The 16,180-nt window shown below is 66.8% G+C and carries 15 protein-coding genes and 2 tRNA genes; 14 read left to right on the top strand and 3 right to left on the bottom strand.

Annotated features, from left to right (window positions below; translation table 11 throughout):
• Nucleotides 1-92: 92 nt before the first annotated feature.
• The 6 genes from IHQ52_RS19060 (at nt 93) to IHQ52_RS19035 (ending at nt 7,408) form a co-directional block, all read left to right on the top strand.
• Complete coding sequence (locus IHQ52_RS19060; protein ID WP_006434883.1) at nt 93-1,478, top strand: glycine--tRNA ligase; 1,386 nt, start codon at nt 93-95, stop codon at nt 1,476-1,478.
• Nucleotides 1,479-1,627: 149 nt separating this feature from the next.
• The gene (locus tag IHQ52_RS19055; protein WP_006434884.1) at nt 1,628-2,110 is read left to right on the top strand and encodes a cold-shock protein; all 483 of its coding nucleotides are present in this window, start codon (nt 1,628-1,630) and stop codon (nt 2,108-2,110) included.
• A 43-nt stretch (nt 2,111-2,153) separates the two neighbouring features.
• Nucleotides 2,154-3,419, top strand: a complete 1,266-nt coding sequence (locus IHQ52_RS19050) for a deoxyguanosinetriphosphate triphosphohydrolase (protein ID WP_238063777.1) — start codon at nt 2,154-2,156, stop codon at nt 3,417-3,419.
• Nucleotides 3,420-4,017: 598 nt separating this feature from the next.
• Nucleotides 4,018-5,943, top strand: coding sequence for a DNA primase (gene dnaG / locus IHQ52_RS19045; RefSeq protein WP_238063774.1), 1,926 nt, complete (start codon nt 4,018-4,020; stop codon nt 5,941-5,943).
• A gap of 90 nt (nt 5,944-6,033) precedes the next feature.
• Nucleotides 6,034-6,567: a dihydrofolate reductase family protein gene (locus IHQ52_RS19040; RefSeq protein ID WP_238063766.1), complete on the top strand. Its 534-nt coding sequence runs from the start codon at nt 6,034-6,036 to the stop codon at nt 6,565-6,567.
• 37 nt (nt 6,568-6,604) lie between these two features.
• A complete protein-coding gene (locus IHQ52_RS19035; RefSeq protein ID WP_006434887.1) occupies nt 6,605-7,408 on the top strand; it encodes an alpha/beta fold hydrolase in 804 nt (267 codons plus the stop codon).
• Between the two features lie 11 nt (nt 7,409-7,419).
• Here the strand turns inward: IHQ52_RS19035 and IHQ52_RS19030 are convergent.
• Nucleotides 7,420-7,496, bottom strand: a tRNA-Ile gene (locus tag IHQ52_RS19030).
• A gap of 137 nt (nt 7,497-7,633) precedes the next feature.
• On the opposite strand from IHQ52_RS19030, the gene IHQ52_RS19025 reads away from it, so the two are divergent.
• The 7 genes from IHQ52_RS19025 (at nt 7,634) to IHQ52_RS18995 (ending at nt 13,515) form a co-directional block, all read left to right on the top strand.
• A complete protein-coding gene (locus IHQ52_RS19025) occupies nt 7,634-8,329 on the top strand; it encodes a GntR family transcriptional regulator (protein WP_006434888.1) in 696 nt (231 codons plus the stop codon).
• Nucleotides 8,330-8,393: 64 nt separating this feature from the next.
• On the top strand, nt 8,394-9,815 hold the full coding sequence (locus IHQ52_RS19020; protein WP_238063765.1) for an allophanate hydrolase: 1,422 nt from the start codon (nt 8,394-8,396) through the stop codon (nt 9,813-9,815).
• A 33-nt stretch (nt 9,816-9,848) separates the two neighbouring features.
• Entirely contained in the window at nt 9,849-10,547 is a 699-nt protein-coding gene (locus IHQ52_RS19015) for a cysteine hydrolase family protein (protein ID WP_006434890.1), read from the top strand.
• 75 nt (nt 10,548-10,622) lie between these two features.
• Nucleotides 10,623-12,221 (top strand): SulP family inorganic anion transporter, encoded by a 1,599-nt coding sequence (locus tag IHQ52_RS19010; protein ID WP_238063762.1) that lies wholly within the window; start codon nt 10,623-10,625, stop codon nt 12,219-12,221.
• A gap of 158 nt (nt 12,222-12,379) precedes the next feature.
• Nucleotides 12,380-12,452 (top strand) — tRNA-Asn (locus IHQ52_RS19005).
• 260 nt (nt 12,453-12,712) lie between these two features.
• Nucleotides 12,713-12,976, top strand: a complete 264-nt coding sequence (locus IHQ52_RS19000; protein ID WP_238063753.1) for a hypothetical protein — start codon at nt 12,713-12,715, stop codon at nt 12,974-12,976.
• Nucleotides 12,955-13,515, top strand: a complete 561-nt coding sequence (locus IHQ52_RS18995; protein ID WP_238063751.1) for a hypothetical protein — start codon at nt 12,955-12,957, stop codon at nt 13,513-13,515. Before IHQ52_RS19000 ends, IHQ52_RS18995 begins: the two co-directional genes overlap by 22 nt.
• A 274-nt stretch (nt 13,516-13,789) precedes the next feature.
• On the opposite strand, the gene IHQ52_RS18990 is transcribed toward IHQ52_RS18995, so the two are convergent.
• Together IHQ52_RS18990 and IHQ52_RS18985 are read right to left on the bottom strand one after the other, a co-directional pair.
• Nucleotides 13,790-14,728, bottom strand: a complete 939-nt coding sequence (locus tag IHQ52_RS18990) for an IS3 family transposase (protein WP_094601264.1) — start codon at nt 14,726-14,728, stop codon at nt 13,790-13,792.
• Nucleotides 14,725-15,015 (bottom strand): transposase, encoded by a 291-nt coding sequence (locus IHQ52_RS18985; RefSeq protein WP_005195137.1) that lies wholly within the window; start codon nt 15,013-15,015, stop codon nt 14,725-14,727. Before IHQ52_RS18985 ends, IHQ52_RS18990 begins: the two co-directional genes overlap by 4 nt.
• 480 nt (nt 15,016-15,495) lie before the next feature.
• On the opposite strand from IHQ52_RS18985, the gene IHQ52_RS18980 reads away from it, so the two are divergent.
• The gene (locus IHQ52_RS18980) at nt 15,496-16,179 is read left to right on the top strand and encodes a hypothetical protein (RefSeq protein WP_238063750.1); all 684 of its coding nucleotides are present in this window, start codon (nt 15,496-15,498) and stop codon (nt 16,177-16,179) included.
• The last annotated feature ends 1 nt before the right edge of the window (nt 16,180 follow it).

The following is a 16,180-nucleotide window of genomic DNA, read 5'->3' as shown; positions in this document are numbered from 1 at the left end:
GGTTGCCGTGCGCGCCCGACCCCACCCGGTCGCACGCGCATGCGCAGAACAGTTCGAAGCCGAGAACCTCAACCCGTGGAGAGCAGTTAACCGTGGCCGCCCAGTCCAAAGTGGAATCCGTCGTCAACCTCGCCAAGCGCCGGGGTCTGGTCTACCAGTGCGGTGAGATCTACGGCGGCACCAAGTCGGCCTGGGATTACGGCCCGCTCGGCGTCGAGCTCAAGGACAACATCAAGCGGCAGTGGTGGCGGAACATGGTCATCAGCCGTGAGGACGTCGTCGGTCTCGACTCGTCGGTCATCCTGCCGCGTCAGGTCTGGGAGGCCTCGGGCCACGTCGAGGTGTTCACCGATCCGCTCGTCGAGTCGCTGCACACCCACAAGCGCTACCGCGCCGATCACCTGATCGAGGCCTACGAGGCCAAGCACGGGCACCCGCCGGAGAACGGCCTCGCCGACATCAACGACCCGGAGACCGGCCAGCCCGGCAACTGGACCGAGCCCAAGGCGTTCAGCGGGCTGATGAAGACCTTCCTCGGCCCCGTCGACGACGAAGAGGGTCTGCATTACCTCCGTCCGGAGACCGCGCAGGGCATCTTCGTGAACTTCAAGAACGTGATGACCACCGCGCGCAAGAAGCCGCCGTTCGGCATCGCGCAGATCGGCAAGAGCTTCCGCAACGAGATCACACCGGGCAACTTCATCTTCCGCACCCGCGAATTCGAGCAGATGGAGATGGAGTTCTTCGTCAAGCCGGGCGAGGACGAAGAGTGGCACCAGTACTGGATCGATCAGCGTTTCAACTGGTACGTCAACCTGGGCATCGATCCGGAGAACCTGCGACTCTACGACCACCCCAAGGAGAAGCTGTCGCACTACTCCAAGCGGACCGTCGACGTCGAGTACAAGTTCGGGTTCGCCGGCAACCCCTGGGGTGAGCTCGAGGGCGTCGCCAACCGCACCGACTACGACCTCACCACCCACAGCAAGCACTCCGGCGAGGACCTGTCGTTCTTCGACCAGGCCACCGGCGAGCGCTACACCCCGTACGTCATCGAGCCCGCAGCCGGCCTGACCCGTTCGCTGATGGCGTTCCTGTGCGACGCGTACACCGAGGAAGAGGTGCCGAATGCCAAGGGCGGCACCGACACCCGTACCGTGCTGCGCCTCGACCGTCGTCTCGCCCCGATCAAGGTCGCGGTGCTGCCGTTGTCGCGCAACGAGAAACTGTCGCCGAAGGCACGCGACCTCGCCGCAGAACTGCGCAAGCACTGGAACGTCGAGTTCGACGACGCGCAGGGCATCGGCAAGCGTTACCGCCGCCAGGACGAGATCGGTACGCCGTTCTGCGTGACCGTCGACTTCGACACCCTCGACGATCAGGCCGTGACCGTGCGTGAGCGCGACACCATGAGCCAGGAGCGTGTCGCCCTCGACAAGGTCGCCGAATACCTCGGCGGCAAGCTGCTCGGCGCCTGACCACCGCCCGCCACACCTGGTACCCCCGGTGTGGCGGGACGGGCACGATTCCGCCTGACCTGCGGTTGTCTGTCACAATTGAGGGCGAGTTGTCGCGCGGAGGAGGGCATGGGGCCCGTCATGCGCGCGACGAGAGAGTGAGTGGAGTCGTGTCTGTCAGCGGGAAAGTCGTCCATTACGACGCGAATCGGGGATTCGGGTTTCTGGCGCCGGAATCGGGCGGTGCCGATGTGTTCCTTCACATCAACGACATCGACATCGACGAGGACTCGCTGAAACCGGGTGCCAAGGTGACCTTCGACATCGAGGAGACCGACCGCGGTTCCAAGGCGATCAACGTCGCCGTGACCGAAGAGGCTCCGGCCGACGATTCGGCGGGTGCACGTGCGCATCGCCGCGACGATCACCACGGACGTGGCGACCGCGGCGATCGTGGTGACCGCGGGCATCGTCGTGACGATCACGGTCGGCGTCCGCGCGGTGGCGGTGGCTCGCTCGACGCCGGCGCGTTCACCGAGGAGCTGACCGAGCTTCTCCTCGACGCCGACGACGACCTGACCGCACGCCAGATCGTGGCCATCCGCCAGCGGGTCACCGATTTCGCGGTCGGCCGGGGCTGGGTGCTTGACTAGCAGTCAATCCGGTTCCGGCGCCGCCGGCCATGTCCTTCCGGACATGGCCACCTACGGCGACGAGGCCGTCGAACGTTTTGTCCCCGAAGGTGCCAAGGTCGCGAGCCTGCCGGGCACCCGGACGGATCACCGCAGCGCCTTCGCCCGCGACCGCGCTCGCGTGCTGCATTCCGCCGCATTGCGTCGCCTCGCCGACAAGACACAGGTCGTCGGGCCCCGCGAGGGCGACACCGCGCGTACCCGCCTGACCCATTCGCTCGAGGTCGGGCAGATCGGTCGCGGTATCGCCATCGGGCTGGGCGCCGAACCCGACCTCGTCGAACTCGCGGGCCTCGCCCACGACATCGGGCACCCGCCCTACGGGCACAACGGCGAGCGCGCGCTCGACGAGGTGGCCGCCGACCACGGCGGCTTCGAGGGCAACGCGCAGAACCTGCGCATCCTCACCCGGCTCGAGCCGAAGCTGCTCGACGCCGAGGGCCACAGCGCAGGGCTCAACCTGACGCGTGCCTCGCTCGACGCGACGTTGAAGTACCCGTGGACTCGACGCACCCCCGGCGGGAAGTTCGGCGCCTACGATGACGACGCCGCGACGCTCGACTGGGTTCGCCGGAACGCGCCCGGAACCCGGAAGTGCATCGAAGCCCAGATCATGGACTGGTCCGACGACGTCGCCTATTCGGTGCACGATCTCGAGGACGGCGTCATCGGCGGCCGAATCGACCTGCGTAGCCTCGGCGACCCGCAGGACCGACGGGAGATGGCGGAGATCGGCGCCAAGGAATTCCCCGGCCTGGACCCGGAGGCACTCGTCGACGCCGCCCGGCGACTCCACGAGATGGACATCGTGCGGGCGGTCGGAGTCTTCGACGGCACCCTCGACTCGTATGTCGCCCTCAAACGTCTCACCAGTGAGCTCATCGGACGATTCGCGTCGGCCGCCATCACCGGTACGCGCGCGATGGTGGGGGACCGGCCGGTGTCACGCTACGACGCCGATCTCGAGGTGCCCCCGCTCATCGCCGCCGAGGTCCCCATGCTCAAGACCATGGCGCTGCGGTTCATCTTCTCCAACGAACGACACAAGGCGACCCAGCAGCGGCAGCGCGAGCGGATTCACCGCGTCGCCAACTGGTTCGTCGAAGCCGCTCCCGGTGGACTCGACCCGATCTTCGTGCCCCGGTGGAACGCCGCGGCCGACGACGCGGCCCGGATGCGGGTCATCGTCGATCAGATCGCGTCGATGACCGAGGGCCGTCTGGAGCGCACGGACAAGCAGAACTCCGGGGCTCAAGCGCACCTGGGGTGAGGCCGTGGGCGGGGCGGCGTCTGAAAAGCGCCCCTGGTTTCCGCCCCGCGCTGAAAACCGCCCCGGGAAAGCGCCCCGGGCATCCGCCCCGCTCCGATAACCGCCCCGGGAAAGCGCCCCCGGTTTCCGCCCCGCTCCGATAACCGCCCCGGGAAAGCGCCCCCGGTTTCCGCCCCGCTCCGATAACCGCCCCGGGAAAGCGCCCCCGGTTTCCGCCCCGCTCCGATAACCGCCCCGGGAAAGCGCCCCCGGTTTCCGCCCCGCACCGATAACCGCCCCGGGAAAGCGCCCTCCACAGCTCCGGCGGCGACATATGGGTCGCGGCGCGGCGCTGTGGGGTTGTTTCCAGGGGCGGTTTTCCGGCCGGGGCGGATACCCGGGGCGGATATGAGGGGTGCTTTTCCGGCCTGGGCGGAAACCCGGGGCGGCTATCAGGGGCGGTTCTCGGCGCGGAGCGGAACTCGGGGGCGGAAACCAGGGGCCCTTCTCCGGGGTGGTTTTCGGGCCGGGGACCTGCCGAGACGCCTGATCCCTCTCGCGGACGGCGTGTGTCGAGTGCCCGGCCGGACCGATCGACCGGGGTCACTACACTGGACGCGTGGCAGGCCGAATTCCCGATCGTGACATCACGGCGATCCGTGAGCAGACGAGGATCGAGGACATCGTCGGCGACTACGTCGCACTGCGGCGAGCAGGTGCCGACAGCCTCAAGGGTCTGTGCCCGTTCCACGACGAGAAGTCGCCGTCGTTCCACGTTCGTCCCAACCACGGCCACTTCCATTGTTTCGGCTGCGGGGAGGGCGGCGACGTCTACAGCTTCCTGCAGAAGCAGGAGCACATCAGTTTCGTCGAGGCCGTGGAGCAGCTCGCCGACCGGCTCGGCTATCAGATCAACTACGAGGGCGGCGGCACCGCGATCAAGCGGGACCGTGGTACGCGTGCCCGGCTCGTCGCCGCCAACGCCGCCGCCGCGAAGTTCTACCAGGCCGCACTGCAGACCCCCGAGGCGCAGGCGGCGCGGGACTATCTGTCCGAGCGGGATTTCGACGCCGCGGCCGCCATCCAGTTCGGGTGCGGCTATGCGCCCGCCGGCTGGGACACGATGACCAAGGCGTTGTTGTCGCAGGGCTTCGAGTTCAGCGAACTCGAGGCGGCCGGTCTCTCCAAACAGGGCCGCAAGGGACCGATCGACCGATTCCATCGGCGACTGCTCTGGCCGATCCGCAATCTCGGCGGGGACATCATCGGCTTCGGCGCTCGCAAGCTGTTCGACGACGACAACCTCGGCAAGTACATGAACACGCCGGAGACCATGCTGTACAAGAAGTCTCAGGTCTTGTTCGGTCTCGACCACGCGAAGAAGAGCATCGCCAAGGGGCATCAGGTGGTCGTGGTCGAGGGTTACACCGATGTCATGGCGATGCATCTCGCCGGCGTCACCACCGCCGTTGCCTCGTGTGGCACCGCCTTCGGGGAGGATCACCTCGCGCTGATCCGGCGCCTGATGATGGACGACTCGTACTTCCGCGGTGAGGTCATCTACACCTTCGACGGCGACGACGCAGGAAAGGCCGCCGCGCTCAAGGCTTTCGAGGGAGAGCAGTCCATCTCGGGTCAGACCTTCGTGGCGATCGCACCGGAGGGCATGGACCCGTGCGAGCTCCGTCAGGCCAGGGGAGACGCCGCGGTGCGCGACCTCATCGCCCGCCGGGTGCCGATGTTCGAGTTCGCGATCAAGACGCTGCTGACCGAACACGACCTCGACACCGCCGAGGGTCGCGTGCACGCCCTGCGTGACACGGTCCCGGTGGTCGCCCGCATCAAGGACGTCGCGCTGCGCGACGAATACGCCCGCCAGCTCGCCGGCTGGGTCGGCTGGGAAGAAGTGAGCCAGGTCCTCGGTCGGGTGCGCGAAGAAGGCGCAAAGATCCGGAAGGCCAAGGGCGGCGCCGATTCCGGGCGAGGCGGTCGACGCGGTGCTCCCGCGCGCAACCGGCCGGAAGCGGAGACGGCACCGACGTCCGCACGCCCCCAGCCCAACGACCCGCGGCTGTGGCCCCAGCGTGAAGCCCTCAAGGCCGCGCTGCAGTACCCGGCGATTGCTGGGACCGTCTTCGACTCGCTACCCGTCGAATGCTTCGACGAGCCTGCGTATGCCATTGTGCGACAGGCGATGATCAGCATCGGCGGCACGTCGTCGGGTCTGGGCGGGGCCGCCTGGGTCGACTCCGTGCGCAACGCCGTCGACGACCCGGTCATCGACCCGCTGGTCACCGAGCTCGCCGTCGAGTCGATGCGCGTCGACGAGGACAACATCGCCCGCTACATCACGAGCGTCCTCGCTCGACTGCAGGAAGTGTGGGTCGGTTCGCAGATCGCCGACATCAAGTCACGACTGCGTCGGATGGCACCCAGCGACGACCCGGACGGTTACAACGCCGTCTTCGGCGACCTCGTGGCCCTGGAGGCCTATCGCCGTAGCCTGCTGGAGCAGGCCCTCGACCCGACCGTCGACGTCGGCTGAGTCGCTCTCGGCAAAGGCCTTCCGCCGGGCGCGATGAGTCGGAACGGTTCAGGCGGTCTGTACATCGACCACGTCTGAACGGAGAACACCATGGCGACCACCATCTATTCGGCGACCGCGTCCCTCGACGGGTTCATCGCAGGTCCCGGCGGAGACATGTCCTGGCTGACGCGGTTCTTCGGCGAGGACGAGGACAATTCAGCCGCCCGGCGGCTCCGGGACCAGACGGGCTCCCTGCTCGTGGGGAATCGCAGTTTCGGGGGCGACGACCCGAACAAGGGCACCGACCGCGAAGGTGCGTTCGAGGGCGAATACCAGGGCCCGACAGTGGTTCTCACGCACAATCCGCCCGCCGACCCGGTGGAGGGCGTCACCTTCGTCACCGACCTGCACCGTGCTGTCGCGGAGGCCACGAGGATGGCGGGAGATGGGTACGTCACGGTCATCGGCGCCGACGTCGCGCGGCAGATGATCGACGCCGGCTTGCTCGACGAGGTCCTCGTCTTCCACGTCCCGGTCTTCCTGGGCGACGGGGTCCGGATCTTCGATCGTCCCGGTGGCGGCGAGGTGCGGCTGACGCGGATTCCGGGCGAGACCGAGTTCTGGTGCCGGGTCGAGAGGTGAGCGGGGCCGGGTGTCGCGCGTGTGAGAGCCTGAATCCATGACGATGGTGTCGATCGGCGATCTCACAGTGAACTACTCGGAACAGGGGAGCGACGAATCAATCTCGGCGCCAATCGTTCTGGTGCACGGACTGGGTGAAGACGGTCGGAGTTGGGCGCACACGCAGCGCGACCTCGCCGACCGGCACACCTTCGCCGTCGACCTGCGCGGCCACGGCTCGACGACGGTCGGGGAGGCCGAGGGGACCCTGGAGCAGCTCGGCCGGGATCTCGTCGGGTTCCTCGAGGCCGTGACCGGGCCGGCCGTCGTCGTCGGCTTCTCCGCCGGTGGGACGATCGTCCTCTGGGCGGCTGCCGAGCGGCCGGATCTGGTGAGCCGGGCGATCGTGCTCGGTACGTCGTCGGTGGTGGGGCGAGCCGCGGCCGAGTTCTACACGCATCGCGCCGGTCAGGCCGCCGACACCTCGAGCGACGAGTTCCGGGCGGCGATGCGCGACGACACCGTCTCCGGGCTGGTGTCCGCCCATGATCGTGTCGACGAGATCGCGGCCAGGAGACTCGAGGCGATCGGGGAGGGTGCCGGCTATGCCAACGCTGCACGCGCGATGGCCCGGGTGCGCGAGCAGCCGCTGACCCCACGGCTTTCCGAGATCCGTCAGCACGTCGATGTGATCGCCGCGCAGGGCGACACACTCTGCCCGGAGAAGGCCGCTCGCATGATCGTCGACGGTCTGACGGACGTGACCTACCGCGTGATCCCGGACGCCGGGCACCTGATGAACGTCGACAACCCCTCCGCGGTGACGGCCGCGCTGCGGGAGGCGATCGCGGGCGACGACTGATCGTCGCCGAATGGTGGGGAGTGCGGGACTTGAACCCGCGACCAATCGATTATGAGTCGACGGCTCTAACCAACTGAGCTAACTCCCCGTACGGGCACCCGGCCCGCGGGAGGAGATTACCGCACTGTGCTTCGGTGGCTGCAGCCAACTGTCATGGAAAACGGTCGACAGTCGACGGCGCTACACTAGCGCAAAATCGGACACGGCGGACGGGAGGGTGCGCGGATGACGGTCGGGGAGGCGTCTCACGGTGGCGGTGAGCTGCCGGAGAGTCTTGTCGACGTGGCCGGCCGCCGTATCCGGGACGCCATTTTGAGTGGTGCTCTCGCGCCGGGTGCGAAGATCGTCGAAGAGACGTTGTGTGCCGATCTCGGGATCAGCCGGGCACCGGTACGTGAGGCGTTGCGGCTGCTCGCCCAGCAGGGGCTCGTCGAACACCAGCCACGTCGTGGGGTCCGGGTCGCGGAGTGGTCGCCCCGGGACATCCTGCAGCTGTTCGAGCTGCGCCAGGTGCTCGAACGGTATGCCGTCGAGGCCGCCCTGCCGTTGACCGATCCGGCATCGCAGCTCGCGCCTGTTCGTGCGGCGATCGATGCGATGCGCCGTGCCACAGACGATCTCGCGCGCGATGACGCGCACCGTCGATTCCATGCCGCCGTCGTCGGACTGGCCGGGAATCGACAGCTCGACATCACCCTCGAACCGATCCTGCTGAAGTTACAGCTGCCGATGGCGGTCAACCTGCGAACCGAGACCGCCGACCACCACGGCCCCGACGACGGGTTCCACCGGCACCAGGCGATCCTCGACGCACTCGAACGCAATGACGCCGCGGCGGCGATCGCGGCCCTCCACGATCACGGCCACCTCCACTACCTGGACCTGGTTTCGGCCACAGCCGGGGACGAACAGCCGCGCTGACCAGCTAACACAATCGACACACAGCCGTTCCGCAGGCGCCATGATTCTGTCGACAATCGACGGTATGACTCTTTTGGGCGGGCCCACCACCGGTCCCACGGTTGCCGAGATCCTCGACTCGCACCTACACGGGAGCGGATCCCCGACGCGGACCGCACGCATGGTCCTCGACGCCATCGAGGCGCGGGGTGACGACGGGACCTGGCTGTCGACCGTGCCGCGCGACGAGGTGCTCGCCGCGGCGGCGGAACTCGAGAGTCGTCCCGACGCACGCGACCTCCCGCTCTACGGCGTGCCGTTCGGCGTCAAGGACTCCATCGACGTGGCCGGCGTCCCGACGACTCTCTCCTGCCCCGGGTACGCGTACGTCCCCGACACGACCGCGCCTGTCGTACAGCGCCTGCTCGACGCCGGCGCGCTGTTCATCGGGAAGACCAATCTGGACCAGTTCGCCACCGGCCTGAACGGCACGCGGACCCCGTCCACGATGCCGCGCGGGGTCTACGGCAACGAGATGATCTCCGGCGGTTCGAGTTCCGGCTCAGCCCTCGCGGTGGCACACGGCGACGTCCCCTTCGCCGTCGCCACTGACACCGCCGGATCGGGGCGGGTGCCTGCTGCACTCAATGGCATCGTCGGATACAAACCGTCGCGCGGTCTGATCAGCACGGTGGGGCTGGTCCCGGCCTGCAAGTCCCTCGACTGCATCACGGCGATGACCGCGACCGTCGACGACATGGATCGTGTCATGAGCGTGATGATGGGCCGCGACGACGCTGATCCGTGGTCCCGCGACCGCGGACCCGGATTCGACGGCTCGACGATCACGGTCGGCCTCCCGCCGGTCGAGGAATTGGAGTTCTTCGGCGACGACGCCATGCGCGAGGCGCACCTCGCATTCCGAAACCGTCTGGCACATCTGGCCTTACCGGGTGGCGTCGAGATCGTCGACGTCTCCTTGGTGCCGTTCCTGGCGGCCGGGGAGCTCCTGTACTCGGGACCGTGGGTCGCGGAGCGACTGGTCGTCTTCGGGGGCTTCCTCGCCGAGAAGCCCGACGAGATCCATCCCGTGGTCCGCGACATTCTTCGCAGCGGCGAGAAGTACACCGCCGTCGACGCTTTCGCTGCGCTGCAGCGATTGCAGGAGCTGCGGGCCGAGGTCGGTCGGGTGTGGAAGGGGATCGATGTCCTCGTGGTACCGACGATCGGGCGGACGTTCACCGTCGAGGAGGTCCTGGCGCAACCGATCGCGACCAACACGATGCTCGGTCATTACACGCATTTCGGAAATCTCCTCGACCTCACCGGGATCGCCGTTCCGCAAGGTGTGACATCCGACGGTCGGCCCCACAGCGCGATGCTTCTCGGGGCCGCACTCACCGACGACACCGTGCTCCAGTTGGCGGCCGCTCTGCTCGACGAACCGCGCGACCGGTCGTCGTCGGCCGGTGAGGTCCGCACCTCGACCACGCTTCCCGCGTCCTGAAACCCGCGAACACCCACCTCGGAAGGCCATTCGATGCCCACGACCGTCATCCTCGACGCGCTGCCCGGTCCGATCGAACTCGACCTGGACCAGACCGCGCTGATCATCATCGACATGCAGCGGGACTTCCTGTTGCCGGGCGGTTTCGGCGAAACCCTCGGCAACGACGTCTCGCAACTGCAGCGCGTCGTAGAACCCCTCGCTGCTCTGCTCGACGCCGCGCGGGCGGTCGGGATGCTCGTCATCCACACCCGGGAGGGGCATCTGCCAGACCTGTCGGATTGCCCGCCGGCCAAGCTCAACCGCGGCCAACCGTCGAAGCGGATCGGCGACCCGGGGGCGTTCGGGCGCATCCTGATCCGCGGTGAGTACGGGCACGACATCATCGATGAACTCGCCCCGCTCGACACCGAGGTCGTCATCGACAAGCCCGGCAAGGGGGCGTTCTATGCGACCGAACTGTCGAAGGTGCTGGCCGACAACGAGATCACGCAACTACTGGTGACCGGCGTGACCACCGAGGTGTGCGTCCACACCACCACGCGTGAGGCCAACGACCGAGGTTTCGAGTGCGTCGTCGTATCCGATTGTGTCGGTTCGTACTTCCCCGATTTCCAGCGCGTCGGCCTGGAGATGATCGCGGCGCAGGGAGGCATCTTCGGCTGGACCGCGCCCGGCACGGCGATCATCCCGCTGCTGAACGGGCGAGCGCCTGTGGAACCCGCCGTCTGAGAACGATCCAACCTACCCAGACGAGACATCGGCGTCTCGTTTTCCCCATCAAACCCCAGCAGTCCGGAGGAATTCATGAGCGCCACCACCGATCCAGCCCCGACCACCGACCCGCCGTCACCGGCTGCAACCCCGAAGGTCGCGTGGTGGACGCGCGGAGACACCAACGCCTTCTTCGGTCTCGGTTTCAACATCCTCGTCAACGTGCTGACGTTGACCGGCTTGATGATCGGCGTGATCGGTCTCAGCCCGGACAACGTCCTCGGCACCGTGCTGCCCGCGCTGGGCGTCGCGCTGATCCTGGGCAACCTGTACTACACGTTCCTGGCCCGACGCCTCGCCGCGCGGGAGGGACGCGACGACGTGACGGCCCTGCCGTACGGGCCGAGCGTCCCGCACATGTTCATCGTGGTGTTCGTGGTGATGCTGCCGGTGTATCTGAACACCAAGGACGCCATCCAGGCGTGGCAGGCCGGTCTGGCGTGGGCGTTCATGATCGGTGTCATCGTCATGATCGGTGCCTTCGTCGGCCCCTACGTGCGCAAGCTGACGCCGCGCGCCGCGATGCTCGGCACCCTGGCCGGTATCTCGATCACGTTCATCTCGATGCGTCCGGCAGGGCAGATCTGGGAGGCCGCGTGGATCGGTCTGCCGGTGCTGGCGATCATCCTCATCGGCTTCTTCACCGATGTGAAGCTGCCCGGCAACGTGCCCGTCGGACTCGCCGCGCTGCTCGTCGGTACGGCGATCGGCTGGGCAGGCGGGTTCATGTCGGTGCCGGACCTGACCGCGGCCGTCGAAGACATCGCCGTCGGCATCCCGGACCAGCGATTCGACCTGTTGTTCAACGGCCTCGGTGATCTCGCTCCGCTACTCGGTACGGCAATACCGCTGGGCGTCTACAACTTCACCGAGGCGATGAGCAATGTGGAGAGCGCGGCGGCCGCCGGGGACAACTACAACCTCCGCAGCGTCCTGTTGGCCGACGGCGCCGGTGCATGCATCGGTGCGGCGTTCGGTTCGCCGTTCCCGCCGGCCGTGTACATCGGTCATCCGGGTTGGAAGGACGCCGGTGGTCGCGCGAGCTACTCGCTGGCCAGTGGAGCAGCGATCGGCCTGCTGTGTTTCCTCGGTCTGTTCGGGGTGCTGAACTACCTGCTGCCGGTGCCGGCGATCGTGCCGATCCTGCTGTTCATCGGCTTGCTGATCGGGGCACAGGCCTTCCAGGCGGTGCCGCGCCTGCACGCGGTCGCGGTGGTCGCGGCGCTGCTGCCGAACCTGGCCGAGTGGGGGCGCGGACTCATCGACAACGCGCTCTCGGCGGCGGGGACCACGGTCGACGAGGTAGGCATGGAGGCGATGAACAGTGCCGGCGTGATCTACGAGGGCCTCAAGACGCTCGGCGAGGGAGCGGTGCTCGTCGGGCTGATCCTCGGCACGATCGTCACCTTCATCCTGGAGAAGAAGTTCCACTTCGCGGCCATCGCCGCGGCGGTGGGGGCGGTGCTCTCGTTCATCGGCCTCATCCACGCGCCGGAGGTGTCGTGGGCGGCCGCGCCCGAGGTCTCGCTGGGCTACCTGTTCTTCGGGGCGGTGTGCTTCGCCTACTGGTTCCTGCCCGGTGCGCGGACGCCGGTGGAGGTCGACGAAGCCGACGTCGTCGCCGGTCACTGAAGTCGTAGGATCTGCGGCAGTTGTGTCCGATGTCCGGACACAACTGCCGCCACGTCGTATGCCGTTGACCTGCCGTTTTGTCGTCCGGCAGCGGCATGCGCTAGAGTCTGTCCTCGGTTCAAGTGAAGCGCCCGCGGCGCCGAACGAGGGCCGAGCAATCCCCCATAGCTCAATTGGCAGAGCATTCGACTGTTAATCGAACGGTTACTGGTTCGAGTCCAGTTGGGGGAGCAGAGAAATAGCAGGTCAGGCCCGGTTTCCACCGGGCCTTTCTTGTTTCGTGCGGAATACGTGCGGAATGTCCGAGCGGGTCGCCGACATACAAGTCGGCCCCGCTCGGTGTTCGTAGCACCGCCGGGGCCTCGATCCACGGAGGTCGCCGTGAACCGTTCCCACACCTTATCCGCCTGCGCCACCGCAGTTGTGGCGCTGGCCTTCTACTTCATCCCGCTCGCCGTGATGGCCGTGTGCATCGAACTTGGTTGGCACGCATGACCGCGCCGACGACCGTCTCGGCCGAGACCCTGATCCGTCACGCCTGGGACCTCTACGAACAAGACACCGAGTGCGACCACGCTGCCAACCTTCGCGAGGCAGTATGGCGGCTCGAGGAAGCCGTCGACTACGACCGTGGCGACGTCGAGCAGTTAGCCCGCCGCGTCGTTCAGGCCCTCTGCATCGCGACCGGCGACGAGGTCGACGACCTTCTCGCACCGATGCCCGCGGTGGCGACATGGCTGGGGCTGGACCAGTGAGCGCCTACAACGCCGGCGTCCGAGCCGCCGAGAAGGAACTCGCAGAACGTCAGGCCGCATCGGGCGACGACAAGACCCGCGTCGCCGAACAGATGTTGAGCACAATGACCCTCCGTGACGACGACGATTTCGAGCGCGGTTACCGTGACCAGCTCGCCTACGTCCTCGACCGCTGGTGCAAACACTGCAGACGCGTCTTCCAGACACCCAACCACTGGCGAGCCTGCCCCGACTGCCTGCACATCGAGTACGCCGATGGCGAGAACTACACGATCCACGATCACGCAAGCACCGAGGCGATGAGTGATCGCTGGGAGCTTCACACCCTCATCGGCTCCGCTGGCGGTGAGTATCTCTGGTTGTACGACACCGAACATGCGGATGAGAAGTGCCCCGGACGGACCCCGCCGGCGCACGAGCGGCTGGGCAAGCTGCCAGCCGAGTTCGCGGTGAAGGTTCGGCGCACCCGGTGCGGGCGTATGACCCGCTCGGGCAAGCCATGCCGCAACGGTCCCTGGTGCAAAGTCCACCGCCAGTGAAGGGTCGGACCTGAAATCCAGACCCCCTTGCCGTTAGTCACATTGTGATCAAGGGCATCCGCGTCAACCACTGCTGTAACGCCCGTGGTTGCCCGACCTGGACTGGCGTAACGCTAGTGCAGGCCCACGGCTGTAACGGCCGTGCAGAGAACTCCACCTCGAAAGAGGGGAAATTCCCCACTTTCCCTCATGGGGGTGAGTCTGACTCACACCCAATCAGCCCTGACGGTCAACCACGTACTTTGTGGTTCCCCCGGAATCGTGGAGGACTCCTCTATGCGGCTTCGGGCTCGGTGACTGCGGTGTTCTCGTAGTCGACCGGACTCATCATCCCGATCGCGCTGTGGCGACGCTGGTGATTGTAGAAGCCGTAGCACCACTCCAACACGACCGCCTGCGCCTCCATGATAGTATGGAACTCGTTGCGTGACAACACTTCCCACTCCAAAGAAGAGAAGAATGCCTCCGCTGCGGCGTTGTCGAAACACGATCCGACCCGGCCCATCGACTGCCGGATACCCATCTTCTGGCACAGCCTGGTGAACCGTTTCGCGGTGTACGTCGACCCACGATCGGTGTGGAAAATCAGCTTCTGCGCATCGTCATCACGCCATATCGCCTGCATACCGCCCCGCGTGGCGACCGCCATCTCGATCGCCGCACACGCCAACGCTGCATCCGGGTGACGACTGGTGGCCGCCCCCAGCAGGCGGCGACTGTAGAGGTCGATGACCGTGGCCAGATACAGCTTGCCCGCCGCGGTCGGGATCTCGGTGATGTCGCCGACCCACCGCTGATCGGGGCACTGTGCGGTGAAATCGCGACCCAACAAATCGGGGAACTTCGGGGCGGTCTTGTCCTGACGGGTCAGCCCGTTGCGCCGGCGGATCCGCCGCGCGACCAGGCCCTGACGACACATCGAATCAGCGACAGTCTTCTCGGTCACCGTCCACCCGTCAGCACGCAGATCCGCATGCAGGCGCGGTGACCCGTGCAGGCCGCGGGCCTTGTCGAACGCCACCGCCACGGCCCGGTCGATGGTGTCCCGGCGATAGTCGCGGGTGGTGTGCAAACCCGTTGCCGCACCCGGCGATTGGGTCCGCTTATGCCATTTGTAGAACCACGCCTCGCTGACCCCGAGCAGCCGGCAGGACACCGCGTGTGGCACCCGATAGCTGGTCCTCTGGTCGGCGATAAAGCGTGCCACGCTCACTTCGTCGCCTCCTTCACCCACAGGACCACTGATCGCTTGAGGACATCACGCTCCATGCGCAGCTCGGCGACCTCGTCACGCAACCGTTTGAGCTCAGCAGCGTCATCAACGGTCAGCTCGCCGCGGCCCTCCCGCTCGGCGCGCGCCCGGTTGACCCAGTTACCCAAGGTGCCCTCGTTGACCCCCAGGTCTCGAGCGACCTGGGCGATCGGCTTACCTGTCTCCTCGACGATCCGGACCGCCCCATCACGAAACTCCCGGTCGTACTTCTTCCGCTTCTCTGGCATCGTGCTCCTCATTATCGATGCCTCTACGGTTCGGGGGGAACCTCACTTCACGGCGATGGTTGCCGGGTTCGACTCCCGGCCAGGGCACGACGCACGCAACCGAACTCCGACCGCGTGCCCGGCGTTATCCGCAGAGCCCGCCGCAACCACCAGCCTGCTCCCCGTAGCCCAGTCGTACGCCGGGGACGTACGCCACCACTCGCGTCGTCGCGAAACGAGAGCCTGGTGCCACAGCGGTACCGCCTACCCATGGGGGTCAGGTGGCAATCGGACGTGGCCTGACGCGATCAAGGGCGTGGGTTCGTGGGTCGAACGGGATGGGGTCAACGACACCGGCACCCGAAGGGTGCTCCGCCGGAACCGATCTCGAGCAGCTGCTGCGGGAGGCCCACGGACAGTGCAAGATGTGCCTTCCCAGCGTCGAACCGGAGTGGCGCAAGTTGCGGTTGCGTGCTCACCAGAAGATGACAGGATCTCGGCGTGACGAGGCGATGGTTCTGGGTATGTGTCGGCGCGGCCGCGGCGGGCGGGTTGCTCGCTGGAGGACTGTTCGGGTGGTTCGTGCGCGGAGGCTGGACATCCCAGTGGGTTGCTGCGAGCGGCGCATGGGTCGGCGCGATCGGCACCATCCTCGCCGTTGCGACAGCTCTCGGAATAGCGATCCGCGACGGACGAATCGATCGAGAGGACCGCTACGACCGTGATGCACGCCAAGCCCGCAACGTCTTGACCACTCCCGGGGTGGAGAAGGTGTTCGGTCGTCCAGAAAATGCGTTCGCGTTCACTGTCACCAACTACAGCGAGCTACCGATACGGAACATCCTGCTCGAGGAGATCCGGGTCGCATGGCATCGAGAGACGAAGGAGGCCGGCCGCCCGGTCTATCGCTCGGTCCCCTGGACGATGACCGACAACGGCGACCCGCGGAACATCAAGGCGTGGCCGCTGCTGGTCGCAGGAGAAAGCCACACCTTCGTAGTTGACCTCGACACCGGCAAACCGTTCCGCGAGAGCTACCGCTCAATCGGCACCTACCAGGTCAGCCTCTCGCTGACCGACATCAACGGGCACCGGTGGAGGAACGTCAACGGACAAGTGACACTGCAACAACGTGCCGAACCCCTCGGGAAGGGCGCAGAAGACCCAGGCTCCTCGGCCGGTTAGT

Source organism: Gordonia amicalis (assembly GCF_022059885.1).
Taxonomy (GTDB): Bacteria; Actinomycetota; Actinomycetes; order Mycobacteriales; family Mycobacteriaceae; genus Gordonia; species Gordonia amicalis.
This window is presented reverse-complemented; position numbering and strand designations above follow the sequence as displayed.

What these genes read in the sequence shown, in the direction of transcription:
- IHQ52_RS19050 (WP_238063777.1), top strand. Translation starts at nt 2,154, where the DNA reads ATGGCCACCTACGGCGACGAGGCCGTCGAACGTTTTGTCCCCGAAGGT.
- IHQ52_RS19040 (WP_238063766.1), top strand. Translation starts at nt 6,034, where the DNA reads ATGGCGACCACCATCTATTCGGCGACCGCGTCCCTCGACGGGTTCATC.
- IHQ52_RS19035 (WP_006434887.1), top strand. Translation starts at nt 6,605, where the DNA reads ATGACGATGGTGTCGATCGGCGATCTCACAGTGAACTACTCGGAACAG.
- IHQ52_RS19025 (WP_006434888.1), top strand. Translation starts at nt 7,634, where the DNA reads ATGACGGTCGGGGAGGCGTCTCACGGTGGCGGTGAGCTGCCGGAGAGT.
- IHQ52_RS19020 (WP_238063765.1), top strand. Translation starts at nt 8,394, where the DNA reads ATGACTCTTTTGGGCGGGCCCACCACCGGTCCCACGGTTGCCGAGATC.
- IHQ52_RS19015 (WP_006434890.1), top strand. Translation starts at nt 9,849, where the DNA reads ATGCCCACGACCGTCATCCTCGACGCGCTGCCCGGTCCGATCGAACTC.
- IHQ52_RS19010 (WP_238063762.1), top strand. Translation starts at nt 10,623, where the DNA reads ATGAGCGCCACCACCGATCCAGCCCCGACCACCGACCCGCCGTCACCG.
- IHQ52_RS19000 (WP_238063753.1), top strand. Translation starts at nt 12,713, where the DNA reads ATGACCGCGCCGACGACCGTCTCGGCCGAGACCCTGATCCGTCACGCC.
- IHQ52_RS18995 (WP_238063751.1), top strand. Translation starts at nt 12,955, where the DNA reads ATGGCTGGGGCTGGACCAGTGAGCGCCTACAACGCCGGCGTCCGAGCC.
- IHQ52_RS18985 (WP_005195137.1), bottom strand. Translation starts at nt 15,015, where the DNA reads ATGCCAGAGAAGCGGAAGAAGTACGACCGGGAGTTTCGTGATGGGGCG.